This is a genomic window from Caballeronia sp. LZ028 (assembly GCF_031451415.1).
In the GTDB taxonomy this organism is placed as follows: Bacteria; Pseudomonadota; Gammaproteobacteria; order Burkholderiales; family Burkholderiaceae; genus Caballeronia; species Caballeronia zhejiangensis.
Window position 1 is genome coordinate 1,361,913 of the sequence record NZ_JARUXN010000001.1, and the last position, 17,046, is coordinate 1,378,958.

Sequence of the window (17,046 nt, forward strand, 5' to 3'; positions counted from 1 at the left end):
TTATTCGTGATCGCCCATCATGGTCTGCTGGTAATTCTGGATGCCGACCTTGTCGATCAGATCCAGCTGCGTTTCCAGCCAGTCGATGTGCTCTTCGGTGTCGTGCAGGATCTTTTCGAAGATTTCGCGCGAGACGAAATCACGCACCGACTCGCAATACGCGATGGCTTCCTTGCAGGTCGACTGGGAAATCTGCTCGAGCTTCAGGTCACATTCGAGGATTTCCTTGGTCTCTTCGCCGATCAGCAGCTTGTGCAGGTCTTGCAGGTTCGGCAGGCCGTCGAGCATGAACACGCGCTGAATGAGCCAGTCGGCGTGCTTCATCTCACCGATGGATTCGTCGTATTCGTGCTTGTTGAGCTTTTCGAGGCCCCAGTGCTGGTACATCCGCGCGTGCAGGAAGTATTGGTTGATCGCGGTCAGTTCGTTTTTCAACTGCGCGTTCAGATATTCGATGACTTTCGCGTCGCCTTGCATGATTTTGTTTCCTGTTCGTAACGTGGGGCTGTTGGAAAGATAAACCTTGAGTGTGCCGATGCCAAGGTTAGGTAGAAATTTTTTGTTTCAGACGAAACTGAGAATGAAAACGCTTCTCGACTGGCGGCGGTTCAAAGAAAAGAGCCGGGCGCATCGCCCGGCTCTCGTCGTTCAGTCACGGTGATAAACCGCCATTAAGCGGCGATCAAGCCGTCGCGACCGGAATCTTGCCGATTTTCGCCTGCCATTCGGCCGGGCCCGTCTTGTGAACCGACGTGCCGCTCGAATCGACTGCCACCGTCACGGGCATGTCCTGCACATCGAACTCGTAGATCGCTTCCATGCCGAGGTCTTCGAACGCGAGCACCTTCGCCTCGCGGATCGCCTTCGACACGAGATACGCCGCGCCGCCGACCGCCATCAGATACGCCGCCTTGTGGTTCTTGATCGCCTCGATCGCGACCGGGCCGCGCTCGGCCTTGCCGATCATCGAGATGAGGCCGGTTTGCGCGAGCATCATCTCGGTGAACTTGTCCATGCGCGTGGCCGTGGTCGGGCCAGCCGGACCGACCGCTTCGTCGCGAACCGGATCGACCGGGCCGACGTAATAGATCACGCGATTGGTGAAATCGACCGGCAGCTTCTCGCCCTTCGCCAGCATGTCGGCAATGCGCTTGTGCGCGGCGTCGCGGCCCGTCAGCATCTTGCCCGACAAGAGCAGCGTCTGGCCCGGCTTCCACGATGCGACTTCTTCCGGCGTCAACGTGTTCAGGTCGACGCGCTTGCTCGTCTCCGTGTTCGGCTGCCATGTGACCTTCGGCCATGCGTCGAGCGGCGGGGCTTCGAGCTTCGCCGCGCCCGAGCCGTCGAGCGTGAAGTGCGCGTGGCGCGTCGCCGCGCAATTCGGGATGATCGCGACCGGCTTCGATGCCGCGTGCGTCGGCGCGGCCATGATTTTCACGTCGAGCACGGTCGAAAGACCGCCGAGACCTTGCGCGCCGATGCCGAGCGCGTTCACCTTCTCGTGCAGTTCCACGCGCAGTTCTTCGATCCAGTCCTGCGGGCCGCGCGCGATGACATCCTGAATGTCGATCGGGTCCATCAGCGATTCCTTCGCCATGACCATCGCCTTTTCGGCCGTGCCCCCGATGCCGATGCCGAGCATGCCCGGCGGACACCAGCCCGCGCCCATCGTCGGGACGGTCTTGAGAATCCAGTCGACGATCGAATCGGACGGGTTCAGCATCGCGAACTTCGACTTGTTTTCCGAGCCGCCGCCCTTGGCCGCGACCTGAACGTCGACCTTGTCGCCCGGCACGATCTCGTAGTGGATCACGGCCGGCGTGTTGTCCTTCGTGTTCTTGCGGCCGCCTTCGGGCGGGCTCACGATCGATGCGCGCAATACGTTGTCCGGGTTCAGATAACCGCGGCGCACGCCTTCGTTGATCATGTCGGTGACCGACATCGTCGCGCCGTCCCAGCGCACGTCCATGCCGACCTTCACGAACACCGTGACGATGCCCGTGTCCTGGCAGATCGGACGCTTGCCTTCCGCGCACATGCGGCTGTTGGTCAGGATCTGCGCGATCGCGTCCTTCGCGGCCGGGCTTTCTTCCAGCTCGTAGGCGCGGCCGAGCGCCTGGATATAGTCGAGCGGATGGTAGTAGCTGATGTACTGCAGCGAATCAGCGATGCTCTGAATCAGGTCTTCCTGCTTGATGACTGTCATGGCTTTGGGCTCTGGGGGACTGAATTTTTTCCTGCGGGCGTTCTGAAGGACGCTTCACTCGACTGCGTTTTTCGGCGGCGCAAAGGACTCGTCGTGGAAATGGCGCGGATGCGTATGCGTGGTCAGCCGGTCGACATACGCCATGATGAGCGCGGAAACGAGGAACGCGACGTGGATGATCACCTGCCACAACACGGTGTGAAACGTGTGCTGGTCGGGGTTGATGAAGGTTTTCAGCAGATGGATCGACGAGATGCTGATGAGCGCCATCGACAGCTTCACCTTCAGCACGCCCGCGTTGACGTGATCGAGCCACTCGGGCTCGTCGGGATGGCCTTCCACGCCGAGCTTCGACACGAACGTCTCGTATCCGCCGACGATCACCATGATGAGCAGATTCGAGATCATCACCACGTCGATCAGGCCGAGTACGACGAGCATGATATTGGTTTCGTCGAGCGTCATCGCGTGCGTGACGAGATGCCAGACTTCCTTCAGAAACAGGACGACGTACACGGCTTGCGCGACGATCAGGCCCAGATAGAGCGGCACCTGGAGCCAGCGGCTCATGAAGATGACTTTCGGCAGCAGTTTCATCGAGCCGGGCTGCTTGGGCGAGGCGGGAGAATGCTTGGGAGCGGACATGGGCGGCTTTTCAGTCGGGGCGGGTCGAACCGGAATGATGACTGGCGAATATGACGAACCGGAACGTTCAAAGTGCGTGCGGAGCGTTTGCAATCCGCCGGCGAGCGGCGGGTATTGGCGCATTCGCGGTGTCGGGAAGCCCGCTATTGTAGCGTGTCGTCGCGCGGACTTCCCAAATGCTTTCAGAATCCGCTGAACCCGTCCTAGGCGCCGGTTTCGCCCGAAACGGAAGCCCGGGCGCGCGCCTTCAAGCTTGCGAGCGCGATGCCCGTCACGACGCACGCGAGCGCGATGCCGTGCGCGAGCGTCGGACGTTCGTCGAGAAAGGCGATGCCGTAGAGCGCCGCCGCGACCGGCAGCACGGCGCAGAAGACGCCGGCGAGACTGCCGTCGACGTGACGGATGCCCTTCATCCACAGCCAGAACGAGAAGATGCTCGCCGAAAGCCCGTACCACAGGACGAGCGCCCACGTGTTCCAGGCGACGCTCGTCCAGTCGAAGTGCGCGAGCGATGTTGCGCCGAGCGGGAGCATGAGCAACAGGCCGATCGCGTGCGTGTACGCGCAGATGTCGATGGCGGGCAGCGTCTGCGTGAGACGGCGCGAGAGGATCACATAGAGCGATTCGCAGCACACGGCGCCGAGCACCATCAGATTGCCGGGCAGGGAGCTCGCGCCCGCATCCCCGGCCTGCGCGACGTTGATGACGAGCACGCCCGCGATCGCCAGTCCGATCGACGCGAGCGCGCGCGGACCCGGCTTCTCCTTGAGCAAGATCCACGCGAAGAGCGCGACCACGGCCGGAATGGTGCTCGTGATGACGCCCGCCGCGACGGCGCTCGTGCGCGCGACGCCGTTCAACATCAGCAAGGTGAAGCCGAACGTGCCGAAGAATGCCTGCAGGAAAAGGTTGAGCCATTCACCGCGCGCGACGCGCTTCATCTTCGACCAGCGCAAGAGCGGCCAGAGCACCGCGAGCGCGATCACGAAGCGCAGCAGCGCGAAGAGCGGAACGGGAACGAATGCGACGATCGATTTGCCGATGCCGACGTTGCTTCCGACGAGCAGCATCGCTGCAATCAAAAGAAGGGCGTAGCGATTCAAGCTGGATACCGCGCTGGGAGTTCAGTTACGATTGTGGGGACGCATTGTAGAAGCCGCGCGGACTCCGTGTATACCCCGTGCCTGTTGGCCCGGCCACGTAAGAAGCGGGTAAGTTGAGCGGCTTATCTTGAATTCAATGCAGGATGTCGCCGGCATGCGAATGTGCCGTGACATTGTTCCGTGCCGCTCCGGTACGGTAGAAAGGAGACAAGGTCGAAGCCGGGAACGCCGCGCGTTCTCCGCTTTCGAACCTCATAAACATGCGGCGCGCGCAACCCATTCAGCGATGCGCGCGCCGCCGGATTTCGGAAACACCATCAGGAGAGGTTGTCGATGTCTGCGATCGAATCGGTTCTTCAGGAAAAACGTGTGTTCCCGCCGTCAGCCAAGGCAAGCGCGGGTGCGGCAATCTCCGGCATGGACGCCTACAAGGCGCTTGTAGCGGAAGCGGAACGTGACTACGAAGGCTTCTGGGCGCGCATTGCGCGCGAGACGCTCACGTGGCACAAGCCCTTCACGCAGGTGCTGGACGAATCGAAGGCGCCTTTCTACAAGTGGTTCGAGGACGGCGAGCTCAACGCGTCGTACAACTGTCTCGACCGTCATGTGGAAGCGGGCCGCGGCAACGACAACGCGATCATCTTCGAAGCCGACGACGGCACCGTCACCAACGTCACCTATCAGGATCTGCTGGACCGCGTCTCGCGTCTCGCCAATGCGCTCAAGAAGCGCGGCGTGAAAAAGGGCGACCGCGTCGTGATCTATCTGCCGATGTCGGTGGAAGGCGTCGTCGCGATGCAGGCGTGCGTGCGTATCGGCGCGACGCATTCGGTCGTGTTCGGCGGCTTCTCGTCGAAGTCGCTCAACGAACGTCTCGTCGATGTCGGCGCGGTCGCGCTCATCACCGCCGACGAACAGATGCGCGGCGGCAAGGCGCTGCCGCTGAAAAGCATCGCCGATGAAGCGCTCGCCGCGGGCGGCTGCGAGAAGGTGAAGAACGTCATCGTGTATCGGCGCACGGGCGGCAAGGTCGCATGGACCGAAGGCCGCGACGCGTGGCTGCATGAAATCGTCGAGAACGAATCGGCGAAGTGCGAGCCGGAATGGGTGAGCGCGGAGCATCCGCTTTTCATCCTTTACACGTCCGGCTCGACGGGCAAGCCGAAGGGCGTGCAGCACAGCACGGCCGGCACGCTGCTGTGGGCCGCGCAGACCATGAAGTGGACCTTCGACATGAAGCCGGGCGACATCTTCTGGTGCACGGCGGATATCGGCTGGATCACGGGGCATAGCTATATCGCGTACGGGCCGCTCGCCATCGGCGCGACGCAGGTCATGTTCGAAGGCGTGCCGACGTATCCGCACGCGGGCCGCTTCTGGGAGATGATCGCGCGCCACAAGGTCACGATCTTCTACACGGCGCCCACGGCGATCCGCTCGCTCATCAAGGCATCGGAAGCGGACGCGAAGGTTCATCCGAAGAGTTTCGATCTGTCGACGCTGCGCATCCTCGGCACGGTCGGCGAACCGATCAATCCGGAAGCGTGGATGTGGTATCACGAGAACGTCGGCCGTGGGCAATGTCCGATCGTCGATACGTGGTGGCAGACCGAAACCGGCGGCCACATGATCACGCCGCTGCCGGGCGCGACGCCGCTCGTGCCGGGTTCCTGCACGCTGCCGCTGCCGGGCATCATGGCCGCGATCGTCGATGAAACCGGCCAGGACGTGCCGAACGGGCAAGGCGGCATTCTGGTCGTGAAGCGCCCGTGGCCGTCGATGCTGCGCAACGTCTGGGGCGACCCCAAGCGCTATCAGACGAGCTATTTCCCGGAAGAACTCGGCGGCAAGCTGTATCTCGCCGGCGACGGCGCGGTGCGCGACAAGGAAACCGGCTACTTCACGATCATGGGCCGCATCGACGACGTGCTGAATGTCTCCGGCCACCGCCTCGGCACGATGGAAATCGAGTCGGCGCTGGTCGCGAATCCGATCGTCGCGGAAGCCGCGGTCGTCGGCCGTCCGGACGATACGACGGGTGAAGCCGTGGTCGCGTTCGTCGTGCTGAAGCGCGCGCGCCCGGAAGGCGACGAAGCGAAGCAGATCGCCACCGAACTGCGCAACTGGGTCGGCAAGGAAATCGGTCCGATCGCGAAGCCGAAGGACATCCGTTTCGGCGAGAACCTGCCGAAGACGCGCTCCGGCAAGATCATGCGGCGGCTCTTGCGCTCGCTCGCGAAGGGCGAGGAGATCACGCAGGACGTCTCCACGCTGGAAAATCCCGCGATTCTGGATCAGCTCGGCGAAGCGCGCTGATCGTCCGCGACCGCTGCCTCGCGCGGCAGCGGTCGATCCTTATTGCCGATGACATGCGGTTTTGTTAAAAAACCGCATGTCCGATTCTTCCAACCCGACGCCTGCCTCGCCGCCGCCCGTATCGGCGGCGATGGCGCGCGCGCATCGGCGCTACTGGCGCTTCAATATCGCGCTGATCGGCGTGCTGATGACCATCGGCTTCGTCGTCTCCTTCGGCCTGCCGCTCTTCGCGCAACGCTTCCAACATGCCCGCGTCGCCGGCTTTCCGCTGCCGTTCTACTTCGGCGCGCAGGGCGCGATTCTCGTCTACATCGCGCTGATCCTCATCTATATCGTGCTGATGCAGATGGCCGATGCGCGTCTTGCCCGCGCCGCCCGCGCCGAACAGGGCGACGCCGCATGAAGCTCACGAACCGGCTGATCCTCTCCTACGCGCTCTATACGGCCGGCTTCCTGCTGTTCATCTTTCTGATGGAGCGCATCGAGCGCACGACGGGGCCGGGAACGTGGATCGGCTATGTGTTCCTGTTCGTGCCCATCGCGGTGTACGCGGTGATCGGTCTTTTGTCGCGCACGTCGGATCTCGTCGAATACTACGTGGCAGGACGGCGCGTGCCGTCCGCGTTCAACGGCATGGCGACGGCCGCCGACTGGCTTTCGGCGGCATCGTTCATCGGGCTTGCCGGGTCGATCTACGCAAGTGGTTACGACGGCCTCGCGTACGTGATGGGTTGGACCGGCGGCTATTGCCTCGTCGCGTTCCTGCTCGCGCCGTACGTGCGCAAACTCGCGCGCTACACGATTCCGGATTTTCTCGGCACGCGCTTCTCCAGCAACCTCGTGCGCGGGCTCGCGGCGTTCGCGGCGATCCTCTGTTCGTTCGTCTATCTCGTCGCGCAGATCCAGGGCATCGGGCTGATCGCGTCGAGGTTCATCGGCATCGAGTTTTCGATCGGCATCTTCTGCGGTCTCGCGGGCATTCTCGTGTGCTCGTTTCTCGGCGGCATGCGCGCGGTGACGTGGACGCAGGTCGCGCAATACATCATCCTCATCAGCGCGATGCTGATTCCCGTGTCGATGATCGCGCATCGCGAAGGGCTCGGGTGGTTCCCGCAATTCAACTACGGGCGCGTGATGGAGCGCGTCGAATCGCTCGAACGCGCGGTCGCCGTGTCGCCCGACGAAGCGCGCGTGCGCGCCGATTATCAGCGGCAGGCCGCGCTGATTCAGCAACGCATCGACGCGCTGCCGCAGTCGTTCCATGCCGAGCACGCGCGCCTCGCCGCGGAGATCGCGGAACTGCGCCGGCACAACGGGCCGCTGCGCGAGATCAACGAGCGCGAGCGCGAACTCGCGGCTTTTCCACGCGATGCCGCCGATGCGCACGCCAAATGGTCGCGCGAACGCGATGCGTTGATCGAGCGCGTCGCCGCGCCCGTGCCGATGGCCGAAGCGTTCGCTCCCGGCTCGGCCGGGGACGAGAGCCCGCGCGTGCATCAGATCAACTTTCTGTCGCTGCTCCTGTGCCTGTCGATCGGCACGGCGAGCCTGCCGCACATCCTCACGCGCTACAACACGACGACGTCGGTGTCGTCGGCGCGGCGCTCGGTCGGCTGGACGCTGTTCTTCGTCGCGTTGTTCTATTTGACGGTGCCGGTGCTCGCGGTGCTCATCAAGCATGAAATATTGACGGGGCTCGTCGGGCATCGCTTTGCCGATCTGCCGCAGTGGGTCACGCAATGGCGGCGCGTGGAGCCGTATCTGATCCGCATCGGCGATGTGAACGGCGACGGCATCGTGCGCTGGGCCGGCATTCAGATGCAGCCCGACATGGTCGTGCTGGCGGCGCCTGAAATCGCGGGATTGCCGTATGTGATTTCCGGGCTGATTGCCGCCGGCGCGCTCGCGGCGGCTTTGTCGACGGCGGACGGGCTCCTGCTGACGATCGCGAATGCGCTCTCGCACGACGTGTATTACTGCATGGTCGATCGCCGCGCGACGAGCCAGCGGCGCGTGACGATCTCGAAGATTCTGTTGCTCGGCGTGGCGCTGCTCGCGTCGTATGTGGCGTCGCTGAATGCGGGCAACATTCTGTTTCTGGTCGGCGCGGCGTTTTCGCTTGCAGCGTCGAGTCTCTTTCCGGCGCTCGTACTCGGCGTGTTCTGGAAGCGCACGACGCAGCGGGGTGTCGTCGCGGGCATGATCGCGGGGCTCGTCGTGTGCGTGTATTACATCGTGTCGACGTATCCGTTCTTCGTGCAGTTGACGGGTTTCGCCGGGCCGCGCTGGTTCGGCATCGAGCCGATCAGCTCGGGCGTGTTCGGGGTGCCGGCCGGATTCGCGGTGGCGATCGTTGTGAGTCTGTTCGATCGGAAGCCGGATGCGTACACGCGCGCGCTCGTCGATTACATTCGCCATCCGTAGGGGCTGGCGCAGGCGCGGGAACTTGGTATAATCGCGGTCTTCCGGAGAGATGGATGAGTGGTTTAAGTCGCACGCCTGGAAAGCGTGTATAGGGTAAAACCTATCGGGGGTTCGAATCCCCCTCTCTCCGCCAGAACCTCAAGCCCTTGATCTTCAAGGGCTTTTCTTTTTTGTTCTCAGAATTGACGCGGGCGCTGTAAAAGGCCCGTATGCCGAAAAAATCCGAAACGCGGCCCGTCGTTGTTTCGAATCTCAAGTGGTTCAAACCGAAAATGAGGAAGCTTCGTCCTTTTCCTCGCGCTTCGACATCATAGATTCGGATAACTGATTGAACATGGCCGCGCGCAATCGATCGAGCGTCGAGCATGCGGACAACAAGTGGAGGGGAGCGAGAAGAGTTGTCGTAAGAGTCATGAGCGCTGGTACGGTTGCGCCTCTAATAATGCTCGATGAACTCTCGCACATGGCAGGGCGCAGCGGCCCATGCAGCCCATCTCTTACGACATTCAGAAGGATAGACGATGCGGCCAGGAAAGAAATCGGATTAATCGCGTTATGTAAGCGGCAATCGTTCAACGATGCGCCGGCTTGCCGGCAAACGCTGCAATTCGATCCGTTTCCGTCGTGGTGACTGCGGATTGTGCCGCCGCTTCGCGCGTCGCCTTCTTGCTTTGCGGCGGTGCAACGGACTTTGGACGGTTGCGCGCGGCGGCCGATCCGCCGAGAAAGAAACGCCCCGAGTAAGACACGGGGCATCGCATTGCAAGCTCAGTGCGTGAGAATCATCTGAGCGGCGTGATTCTCGGCGTCGTAGTGCAGCGCCGAGTTCGCCGCCTGCTGTTCCTGAATGAGCACTTCGCGCGCCGCCTGAGCACCTCGCTCATAACCGGCCTTCGTCGCGTGCTCCTCGAGTGCGGCGATAAGCGGCAATTGCTCCTCTGCCACCGAGCGCAGCAAATTCAGGATGTCGCGCCGCATCGCTTCGGGATAAGCGCAGAAGTGCTCGAAGCCACCCGGCGCAGCGACGATGTTCACGAGCGACGTAAGCAGTCGCGCGCGATTGTTGCAATGTTCGCTGATCTGCACCGACTGCGAGAGCGTCGCGTGGCCGTTCGGATCGACGGAAATATGCAGGTCATTCATCTTGAAAAGCCTCTTGTAATAACGGAAGGCCTGCATTTAAGCCGCTCCGGCGCTTGGAAACGCTCGGACGAATCCTATTACCTCGGGTGCGCGACGATCCTTTACTTTCGGATGTTTCCGCTCACGCGAAGCATCGTGCGAGCCAGCGCCAGAACGCGCGGCAACGGCCGGCCGTGACGACGCGCGATGCATCCATGTCGCGCTGCCAGGTCGCATTTTCCTGATCGTCGCGCGACCGAGCGACGAGTGTCCCGAAGTACATGGCAGCCCCCTTTGCGGATATCGATGGCGAACGGCGTCACGTGAGCGACTCCGATGCGTTCAGGATGCCGATGCTTCCGCGAGCGCAAAACCCGCATGACGCGGGGAGCGCGCTTTGCATGCGGACATGGGCGAAAGGAGGGGCACGCGCGTCAGCATGCGCGCAGCGAAAGTTTTACATGAACTGTTGACACAAAAGATTCACAGTCGGAAAGGTCTACGGACCGTATCCTTTGCTCCGCTACGGTGAACGCGAGGCAACCATGCCGGACATCGCATTTCCTCAGCAGGGCGGCGTGAGCGAACGCACACGCCGGACCGGTCTCATCGTTTTCGGTCTCATACTTCTCGGCGGTATCGGTTATGTCGGATTGCATCTGGCTAACGATCTCGAATCCGTCCGGCTGAGTTCCGCACTGCCTTATTTCCTGCTCGCCGTCGCGCTGCTGATCGCACTCGGATTCGAGTTCGTCAACGGCTTCCACGACACCGCCAACGCGGTCGCGACCGTCATCTACACGCACTCGCTGACGCCGAACCTCGCGGTGGTCTGGTCCGGGACGTGGAATTTCATCGGCGTGCTGGTTTCGAGCGGCGCGGTCGCGTTCGGCATCCTGCAACTGCTGCCCGTCGAGCTGATACTTCAGGTCGGCAGCAGCGCAGGCTTCGCGATGGTCTTCGCGTTGCTCATCGCCGCGATCATCTGGAACCTCGCGACATGGTATTTCGGCCTGCCGTCGTCGAGCTCGCATACGCTGATCGGCTCGATCATCGGCGTCGGTCTCATGAATCAGCTATTGCGCGGGCCGAACGGCACGAGCGGCGTCGACTGGTCGCAGGCGGCGGGCGTCGGCAAGTCGCTGCTGTTTTCGCCGATCGTCGGCTTCATCTGCGCGGGACTCCTCTTGCTTTTGCTGAAGGCGCTCGTGCGCGTGCCGGCGCTCTATAAGGAACCGAAGAAAAATCATCCGCCGCCATTCTGGATTCGCGCACTGCTGATTCTGACGTGCACCGGCGTATCTTTCGCGCACGGCTCAAACGACGGGCAGAAAGGCATGGGTCTCATCATGCTGATTCTGATCGGCACGGTGCCGACTGCCTACGCGCTCAACAAGGCGGTGAGCCCCGCCGAAACGCAGAACTTCGTAGCCGTGGCGCACGAGGCATCGGCGAGCTTCGCGAAATATCTGAACGATGCGCCACCATCCGCCGATGCACGCGAAGACGTTCAATCCTACGTGCGTACGCGCCAGCTTTCGCCCGCGACGCTGCCCGCGCTGAAGCAACTGACCGACATCATCGCGAACCAGGTCGGCGCGTCCGGATCGCTCGCGGCGGTGCCACGGAACCTTGTCGATAACGTGCGCAACAACATGTATCTCGCGTCCGAAGCGATCCGCCTGATGGAGAAGGCGAACGCGCCCGCGTTCGCGCCCGCGGACCGCGCCGTGATCGACAACTACAAGAAGCAGCTCGATCACGCGACGAAGTTTATCCCGACGTGGGTGAAGGTCGCGGTGGCGATCGCGCTCGGGCTCGGCACGATGGTCGGCTGGAAGCGCATCGTCGTGACCGTGGGCGAGAAGATCGGCAAGCAGCATCTGACGTACGGGCAGGGCGCGTCGGCGGAGCTGATCGCGATGCTGACCATCGGTGCGGCGGATGCCTACGGCCTGCCGGTCTCGACGACGCACGTGCTGTCTTCGGGCGTCGCCGGAACGATGGCCGCCAACGGCTCGGGGCTGCAATGGAACACCGTGCGCAGCCTCGTGCTCGCGTGGGTGCTGACGTTGCCGGCGTCGATCGCGCTCGCCGCCGGTCTCTACTGGGCGTTCAGAAATCTCTTCTGAGTGCGTGACGTTCAGGCGTTCGCCGGGCGGCCGGTCTTGACCGTTTCGAGCGCCTTGATCGCTTCGACGAGGCGTTTCTCGGGCGCGGCGTCGAGCATCGCGAGCGCGGCCCGCAGCAGTTCGCTCTTCTTCACGCGCACGCCGTTCTTCTGGCACTTCTCCTTGAGCGCGGCGATCTTCGCGTAGTCGGACTTGGGCATCGTGAAGCTGTCGCGCACGACTTTTTCCTTCTTCACGCGGCGGGCTTTCGCGTCGGCGTTCGGCTGGCTCGCGACGGTCTTTTCCGTTTTCTTCGCGGCAGCGGCTTCGACTGTCGGCGTCTTCCCGGCTTTCTTTGCGACGGGCGCTTTCGCGGCCGGCTTCTTCGCGGTCTTCGGCGTCGTGGCCGCGGCCTTGGTCTGCTCTGCTGGTTTAGCCGTCTTCTTGCTGGCCTTGGCCCCGCGCTTCGCGGGAGCGGGCGCGGGCGCGGCTTCCGTTGCGCCCTTGGGGAAATGAAACGCCTTCTTCGTCGGCGCCTTGACTTGCGGTGTGCTCATCCCGTTCTCTCCCGTCGTATGTGGAGAAAACAGTATATACGGTTTAAGGAGGCGCGCGTTCGCCGGACGCATCCGCGAAACGCGTGTCGCATCAACGGGATAGACGCGCGGCCCTCGACTTATCTACACGCTTGTCCACCGAAACTGTGGATAAGCGCGCGAAGGGGCCGCGTCAATCGTCATGACGGCGATGGCCGTGATCGTCGTCGTGGCGGGAGCGGCAAGCCTTGTCGTCGAGACGTTGCGCGACATAGCCCGGCAGATCGGCATCGTCGATCGCGAAGACGAAGAACTGGTTCGGATTATCGATGCCGTCCGGATGGTTCGTGTCCGTCACGGTGCCGACGAAGTCGTTGTCGTTCGCGATGAACAACGTGTGCTTGAGCGCGCCGCCGACGCGCACGTCCGGCCCGAACGCGAGGCTTTCGAGCTTCGCCGGAATGTCGGTCGACGCGATGCCGTGCGCGTTCAGCGCCTTGACGACATCGAGGAACAGCGTCTTCTGCAGCGCGAAAGGCGCGAGGCCGCTCGCGCCGCTCGTCTGGCTCACGTCCTGCGCGCCCGAAATATCGACGTGATACACGCGCTTGACGGCCGCGCTCGAATCGTCGCCGAGGCCCTTGCCGTCGCGCTCGTCGAGCAGAAGCTCGTGGTCGTTCACGGCGACGATATCGCTGATCGTCGGATAGTTCGGTTTGTCGGCCGTGCCCATGTTGGTGAGCGGATAGGCGAACTGCGTCGACTTGCCGGTGCGCAGATCGATGCGCAGGATGCGCGTGTACGCGCCATTGGTGCCGCCGTCCTGCAGCAGCGGACTTTGCATCGCGCCGAAGAGCGCGTCGCCGTCCGGCGAGATCGCGAGGCCTTCCATGCCTTTGTTCGCGACGCGGCCCGACGCGTTCGCGCCGATCTCGTCGCTGCCGACGGGCGAGAGCGCCGTCACGGCGAACGACGCCGGCACCGCGTACGCCGCGATGCGCTCGCCGCTCTGCCGGTCGAAGCGATAGATGTACGGGCCGTATTCGTCGGAGATGAAGACGCTCGCGCCGTCGCGCGCCACGCGGATGCTTTCCGGATCGAAGCGCGCGTCGCGCGGATACGTCGACGGCCGCGTCGGCGCGAAGTTGTCGGAGCGGCCGGTGAAGTAGTGCGTGTGCTTCTTCGCGTTGAACGCGGGCGCGCCGTTGCCGACGTTCGCCGCGGCGCCGTCGCCGTACACGAGCGGCTCGCGCGTATGGAGGAGCGTCGTGTCGACGAGTGTCGGATCGAGCGTGTAGGGCAACGTGCCGCCTTTCCCGCCGGCTTGGAGGCGCAGGATCAGCGTCTGGAAACGGTTGATGTACGACGCGGTGTCGTCGATGGCCTTGTTGTACGAGATCGCGTTCGGGCCGCGATCGGGCACGGCGAGAAACGTGTCGCAGCCGGCATACGCGAGTCCGGAGCCGAGCCCGCCGAGCAGATTGCCCGGCGCGCCGTTTTCGAGCGGCGCGGCCGTCGCCTTCGAGCGATCGACGGCGTTGCCGCTCAACTGACCGATCGCGATGAGATCGACGCTCGCCCACGCGGACGAACCCGCGATGGTCAACGCTAAAAAACCGAACGACAAGGCACATGCACGCGCTAGAACCATGAACGTCTCCTTTCTATGGAATTGCCCGCGCATTATTACGAGCGGCAAGTGACGTTCGTATGACTAAGGAAGCGATCCTTTACTTTGAGCCTTATCCGACCGATGCGAGCGCGCGATCCCGAAACGACAACGCCGGCGCAAGGCCGGCGTCGTGGACGAAAGTGCGCGGCTACTGCTTGATCGTCCCGGTCGATTTGGAGTCACCCGGCTGAGCCGGCGACATCCCTTGCTCGCGCTGCTGCATCAGCGTGCCGCCGCCGGAGGTGCCGGACTGCACGCCGCCTTGCGACGAGTCGCCCGTGCGCGGGGCGGGCATCGGTTCATTCTTGCCCGGCTGCATCTGCTGCTGACGCTGCATCAACTGATCGCGCGACATTTCCTCCGAAAGCGCGCTGGTGCTGGCCAGCGCGAGGAGCGCGCCAGCGATCGCGGTAGTGGTTTTCATATCTGTCTCCTTGAGCCGGCGCCAGGCGCGCCGCTTACAGAACCGTCAGCATCGAACGTGCCGCGTGCGCCGCGATTAGGACTGTCCTTATTTATGTCTTAAGCGACGCTAAATGGCCGATAAACGGATAGGATATTTGACAGGCGATCCAGGGCGCGGGGCTATTACAATTCGCGATCCAAACAATATCGAATTGCCTGTTTCCCGTTCGAAAGTCTGCACGCCACGGAGTACTTCATGTCGATCATCGCACTGAGCGAATTATTGAAATGGCGCGATCAATTGCCCGAGGAGTCGGGCGAGGAAGCGCACATGCTGAACGCATTGATTGCGCGTCGCGAAGCGGAAATGCGCGCGCGTATCGCGGATTCGATCGCGGCAGTCAGTCAGCGCGAAAACTGGAAACTGCAACGCTGCGCGGCGATTGCACGGCGTGTCGAAGAAACGCCGGTTCGTTATTTGGAATCGATTGACGAATTTTTTCAGAATCGAAACGAAGGCGCGCCTCATGTCGAAACGCCAGAGGTTCTGTCAGATTTCTTCGCGGACGATCGGCGCGAAGCCGCACTGACGCACGCGCCGCTGCACAGGCCCGCGACGCAGATCGGCATGCCCGACTTGCCGACGCCTGTCGTCAATCTGCATGGCGTCATGGGTTCGCTCGAGTCGCGCGTCGCTGAGACGCCGGGCATTGCGTGCGGTCTTCAGGGCATCAGGATCATGCGTATGGTCGCCTTGATGTCGAAAGCGCGCTCCGCTCAAATCGCCAGGATGAGGATGAACGGGACGCAAGCGTTTTATCGCCACTCTTGATTTTCGATCGTTGCATTCGGCGCATTCCGATTTTTTCATCGCGTTACATTTTTATCCTCTTTCTCACGGAATCCGCGCACTGCGTCGGCGGCATTTTCTGCATCGTTTGAATCGCCGGACGTCTCGCCTATACTTGATCCGATAGCTTATTCGAGCGAAAGAAAGCAGATTCCGTTCGTCATGCAGAATGGTTGCGCCGGTATTCATTCGAATCGAATAACGCGTGTCGCGGTACCGAATTTAAACCAACCTCAATGCATGACGGCCAGTGCTGGAAAAGACTGGCCAGGGAGCCATCGTGAAAAGCCTGCTGAGCAGAAGAGGGAGCTTGCTCGACAACGCACCATCGTTTCTCGTGCGTCAAAAAGCCAACATTCCACGCGGCTTCACCGCGCCGGAGATCCACGCCGAAGACCTGTCCGAGGGGGAGTCCGTCCCGGTTCAGCTTTCGACGCGCGTCACGCCGCTGCGGCCCGGGGTCGTTCCCGCCACCCAGCAATCCGGCAAGGAAGCCGTGCAGGCCGCGCATCTCGCGGAAGTCGAATGGCTCGTTCAGCAAGGCGCGCTCTCGACGTTTCGCACGTTTCAGAGCTTCGCCTATTCCGCGACCCTGCTGTTTTATCCGCGCGATCTGATCTATTACGCCGTGCTCCATCATGAGGATGCGGTCTGGCGCGTGCTCAAGGCCGGCGACCTCGGCGCGGCGGAATCGGCGTTCCGTCATTTCGTCGAACAGGCGATGCGGCTTGCCGACGCCGAAATGCGGCGCGCGCATCTCGAAGCGCAGAACGAGCAGATCGAACGTCTCACCGCGGAATCGGACGCCCAGATCGAGCGCGTGCGCGTCGATTTGCAGCGAGGCGGGCGGCACGATCAGGAGGTTGCGCTCAAGCAGCAGGAAATCCGCAAGGAGCTGGCGCAACTCGAAGGACGGCGCGCCGCGGCCCAGGCGCAACTCAACAAGCTGCAGCGCCAGCTTCACCAACTCAACACGGCGGTCAACGAGAACGTGCCGAATCTGCCTGTCGTTCGATGACGCCACATTCAATCGTCCGAAGAAAACTTCCCGATCTCGCGTAGAATCGCCCCTTCGGGCAGCTAGTCGATTCTTTCGGCATACTCCCCACCGAACTTCGCAATGTATGTGCTGAGCCCGCGTCCGGCGCGGGCCAGTTGCTTCATTTCCTCGACGCGCGCGCGACCGGGCACGCGATAGTCATACAGGTATGTCCCGCCGTTGACGAAGCGCACTTTGATGCCGTCGTGCAGGATGTCGAATGCTTCGACGCCCGAATTGCCGGCAATATTTCGATAAGGCTGCATGGTGTCTTCAAACTCGAACGTACGCAAACGATTGCGCGCTCGTAGCAGGCCTAAAGTTTCGTCGGCGGGGACCGTTAAGGATGTCATGGATAAAGACCAATTCCCGTTCCTCGACTCGGACGATCCGCACTTTCAGCACGCTCGCGCGCTGAGCCTCTCGGTCGGTGCGATTCGCCGTGCACAAGGCAAGTGCAGCCCCAACGACTTCCCGGTCGGCTCGCTCGAATGGCACTTCGCCATCGAGGATTTCGCAGGCGATGTCCTGCGCGCGCTGATGGGCGAAACCGAAGGCGTCAACATTCAGGTCGGAGAGCGGCCGCTCGACTGACCGCGCGCCGCGCGTCTTCAATG

Annotated in this window: 17 protein-coding genes and 1 tRNA gene; 8 read left to right on the forward strand and 10 right to left on the reverse strand. The window is 62.4% G+C overall.

The genetic code is table 11. The features are described 5' to 3' along the window. The 4 genes from bfr to QCE58_RS06375 all read right to left on the reverse strand — a co-directional run bounded on the left by bfr (nucleotide 1) and on the right by QCE58_RS06375 (nucleotide 3,954). Complete coding sequence (gene bfr, locus QCE58_RS06360; protein WP_008350427.1) at nucleotides 1-477, reverse strand: bacterioferritin; 477 nt, start codon at nucleotides 475-477, stop codon at nucleotides 1-3. A 205-nt stretch (nucleotides 478-682) separates the two neighbouring features. Then, nucleotides 683-2,206, reverse strand: coding sequence for a fumarate hydratase (locus QCE58_RS06365; RefSeq protein ID WP_008350426.1), 1,524 nt, complete (start codon nucleotides 2,204-2,206; stop codon nucleotides 683-685). Nucleotides 2,207-2,260: 54 nt separating this feature from the next. Then, nucleotides 2,261-2,851 (reverse strand): TIGR00645 family protein, encoded by a 591-nt coding sequence (locus QCE58_RS06370; RefSeq protein WP_033537207.1) that lies wholly within the window; start codon nucleotides 2,849-2,851, stop codon nucleotides 2,261-2,263. A 203-nt stretch (nucleotides 2,852-3,054) separates the two neighbouring features. Further along, complete coding sequence (locus QCE58_RS06375; RefSeq protein WP_033537208.1) at nucleotides 3,055-3,954, reverse strand: DMT family transporter; 900 nt, start codon at nucleotides 3,952-3,954, stop codon at nucleotides 3,055-3,057. Nucleotides 3,955-4,287: 333 nt separating this feature from the next. Between QCE58_RS06375 and acs the strand changes: the two genes are divergently transcribed. The 4 genes from acs to QCE58_RS06395 all read left to right on the forward strand — a co-directional run bounded on the left by acs (nucleotide 4,288) and on the right by QCE58_RS06395 (nucleotide 8,827). Further along, entirely contained in the window at nucleotides 4,288-6,270 is a 1,983-nt protein-coding gene (gene acs, locus QCE58_RS06380) for an acetate--CoA ligase (protein ID WP_250521047.1), read from the forward strand. Between the two features lie 76 nt (nucleotides 6,271-6,346). Further along, complete coding sequence (locus QCE58_RS06385) at nucleotides 6,347-6,673, forward strand: DUF4212 domain-containing protein (protein ID WP_008350418.1); 327 nt, start codon at nucleotides 6,347-6,349, stop codon at nucleotides 6,671-6,673. Continuing rightward, nucleotides 6,670-8,694 (forward strand): sodium:solute symporter family protein, encoded by a 2,025-nt coding sequence (locus QCE58_RS06390; protein ID WP_250496785.1) that lies wholly within the window; start codon nucleotides 6,670-6,672, stop codon nucleotides 8,692-8,694. Before QCE58_RS06385 ends, QCE58_RS06390 begins: the two co-directional genes overlap by 4 nt. A gap of 43 nt (nucleotides 8,695-8,737) precedes the next feature. Further along, nucleotides 8,738-8,827, forward strand: a tRNA-Ser gene (locus QCE58_RS06395). A gap of 635 nt (nucleotides 8,828-9,462) precedes the next feature. On the opposite strand, the gene QCE58_RS06400 is transcribed toward QCE58_RS06395, so the two are convergent. Together QCE58_RS06400 and QCE58_RS06405 are read right to left on the reverse strand one after the other, a co-directional pair. Continuing rightward, nucleotides 9,463-9,837, reverse strand: coding sequence for a hypothetical protein (locus tag QCE58_RS06400; protein WP_144403848.1), 375 nt, complete (start codon nucleotides 9,835-9,837; stop codon nucleotides 9,463-9,465). Between the two features lie 121 nt (nucleotides 9,838-9,958). Then, nucleotides 9,959-10,099: a hypothetical protein gene (locus tag QCE58_RS06405; protein WP_160172896.1), complete on the reverse strand. Its 141-nt coding sequence runs from the start codon at nucleotides 10,097-10,099 to the stop codon at nucleotides 9,959-9,961. A 262-nt stretch (nucleotides 10,100-10,361) separates the two neighbouring features. On the opposite strand from QCE58_RS06405, the gene QCE58_RS06410 reads away from it, so the two are divergent. Then, the gene (locus QCE58_RS06410) at nucleotides 10,362-11,948 is read left to right on the forward strand and encodes an inorganic phosphate transporter (RefSeq protein ID WP_250521048.1); all 1,587 of its coding nucleotides are present in this window, start codon (nucleotides 10,362-10,364) and stop codon (nucleotides 11,946-11,948) included. Nucleotides 11,949-11,959: 11 nt separating this feature from the next. Here the strand turns inward: QCE58_RS06410 and QCE58_RS06415 are convergent, their stop codons facing one another. The 3 genes from QCE58_RS06415 to QCE58_RS06425 all read right to left on the reverse strand — a co-directional run bounded on the left by QCE58_RS06415 (nucleotide 11,960) and on the right by QCE58_RS06425 (nucleotide 14,559). Continuing rightward, nucleotides 11,960-12,484: a hypothetical protein gene (locus QCE58_RS06415; RefSeq protein WP_250521049.1), complete on the reverse strand. Its 525-nt coding sequence runs from the start codon at nucleotides 12,482-12,484 to the stop codon at nucleotides 11,960-11,962. 172 nt (nucleotides 12,485-12,656) lie between these two features. Continuing rightward, nucleotides 12,657-14,114 (reverse strand): esterase-like activity of phytase family protein, encoded by a 1,458-nt coding sequence (locus QCE58_RS06420; protein ID WP_250521050.1) that lies wholly within the window; start codon nucleotides 14,112-14,114, stop codon nucleotides 12,657-12,659. Between the two features lie 169 nt (nucleotides 14,115-14,283). Continuing rightward, nucleotides 14,284-14,559: a hypothetical protein gene (locus QCE58_RS06425; RefSeq protein WP_008350405.1), complete on the reverse strand. Its 276-nt coding sequence runs from the start codon at nucleotides 14,557-14,559 to the stop codon at nucleotides 14,284-14,286. Nucleotides 14,560-14,796: 237 nt separating this feature from the next. Here QCE58_RS06425 and QCE58_RS06430 point away from each other — a divergent pair, with 237 nt between their 5' ends. Together QCE58_RS06430 and QCE58_RS06435 are read left to right on the forward strand one after the other, a co-directional pair. Beyond that, the gene (locus QCE58_RS06430; RefSeq protein ID WP_175979936.1) at nucleotides 14,797-15,372 is read left to right on the forward strand and encodes a hypothetical protein; all 576 of its coding nucleotides are present in this window, start codon (nucleotides 14,797-14,799) and stop codon (nucleotides 15,370-15,372) included. A gap of 328 nt (nucleotides 15,373-15,700) precedes the next feature. Further along, complete coding sequence (locus QCE58_RS06435) at nucleotides 15,701-16,408, forward strand: DUF2968 domain-containing protein (protein ID WP_250521051.1); 708 nt, start codon at nucleotides 15,701-15,703, stop codon at nucleotides 16,406-16,408. A gap of 62 nt (nucleotides 16,409-16,470) precedes the next feature. Here QCE58_RS06435 and QCE58_RS06440 read toward each other — a convergent pair whose 3' ends face one another. Next, nucleotides 16,471-16,782, reverse strand: a complete 312-nt coding sequence (locus tag QCE58_RS06440) for a hypothetical protein (protein ID WP_372492530.1) — start codon at nucleotides 16,780-16,782, stop codon at nucleotides 16,471-16,473. On the opposite strand from QCE58_RS06440, the gene QCE58_RS06445 reads away from it, so the two are divergent. Then, complete coding sequence (locus QCE58_RS06445) at nucleotides 16,781-17,023, forward strand: hypothetical protein (protein ID WP_008350396.1); 243 nt, start codon at nucleotides 16,781-16,783, stop codon at nucleotides 17,021-17,023. The two genes, QCE58_RS06440 and QCE58_RS06445, sit on opposite strands and share 2 nt — an antisense overlap. Nucleotides 17,024-17,046: the final 23 nt, after the last annotated feature.

Coding starts and splice junctions, on each gene's coding strand:
- QCE58_RS06410 (WP_250521048.1), top strand. CDS start 10,362: ATGCCGGACATCGCATTTCCTCAGCAGGGCGGCGTGAGCGAACGCACA.
- QCE58_RS06405 (WP_160172896.1), bottom strand. CDS start 10,099: ATGTACTTCGGGACACTCGTCGCTCGGTCGCGCGACGATCAGGAAAAT.
- QCE58_RS06430 (WP_175979936.1), top strand. CDS start 14,797: ATGTCGATCATCGCACTGAGCGAATTATTGAAATGGCGCGATCAATTG.
- QCE58_RS06370 (WP_033537207.1), bottom strand. CDS start 2,851: ATGTCCGCTCCCAAGCATTCTCCCGCCTCGCCCAAGCAGCCCGGCTCG.
- QCE58_RS06440 (WP_372492530.1), bottom strand. CDS start 16,782: ATGACATCCTTAACGGTCCCCGCCGACGAAACTTTAGGCCTGCTACGA.
- QCE58_RS06425 (WP_008350405.1), bottom strand. CDS start 14,559: ATGAAAACCACTACCGCGATCGCTGGCGCGCTCCTCGCGCTGGCCAGC.
- QCE58_RS06385 (WP_008350418.1), top strand. CDS start 6,347: ATGTCCGATTCTTCCAACCCGACGCCTGCCTCGCCGCCGCCCGTATCG.
- acs (WP_250521047.1), top strand. CDS start 4,288: ATGTCTGCGATCGAATCGGTTCTTCAGGAAAAACGTGTGTTCCCGCCG.
- bfr (WP_008350427.1), bottom strand. CDS start 477: ATGCAAGGCGACGCGAAAGTCATCGAATATCTGAACGCGCAGTTGAAA.
- QCE58_RS06400 (WP_144403848.1), bottom strand. CDS start 9,837: ATGAATGACCTGCATATTTCCGTCGATCCGAACGGCCACGCGACGCTC.
- QCE58_RS06390 (WP_250496785.1), top strand. CDS start 6,670: ATGAAGCTCACGAACCGGCTGATCCTCTCCTACGCGCTCTATACGGCC.
- QCE58_RS06365 (WP_008350426.1), bottom strand. CDS start 2,206: ATGACAGTCATCAAGCAGGAAGACCTGATTCAGAGCATCGCTGATTCG.
- QCE58_RS06445 (WP_008350396.1), top strand. CDS start 16,781: ATGGATAAAGACCAATTCCCGTTCCTCGACTCGGACGATCCGCACTTT.
- QCE58_RS06420 (WP_250521050.1), bottom strand. CDS start 14,114: ATGGTTCTAGCGCGTGCATGTGCCTTGTCGTTCGGTTTTTTAGCGTTG.
- QCE58_RS06415 (WP_250521049.1), bottom strand. CDS start 12,484: ATGAGCACACCGCAAGTCAAGGCGCCGACGAAGAAGGCGTTTCATTTC.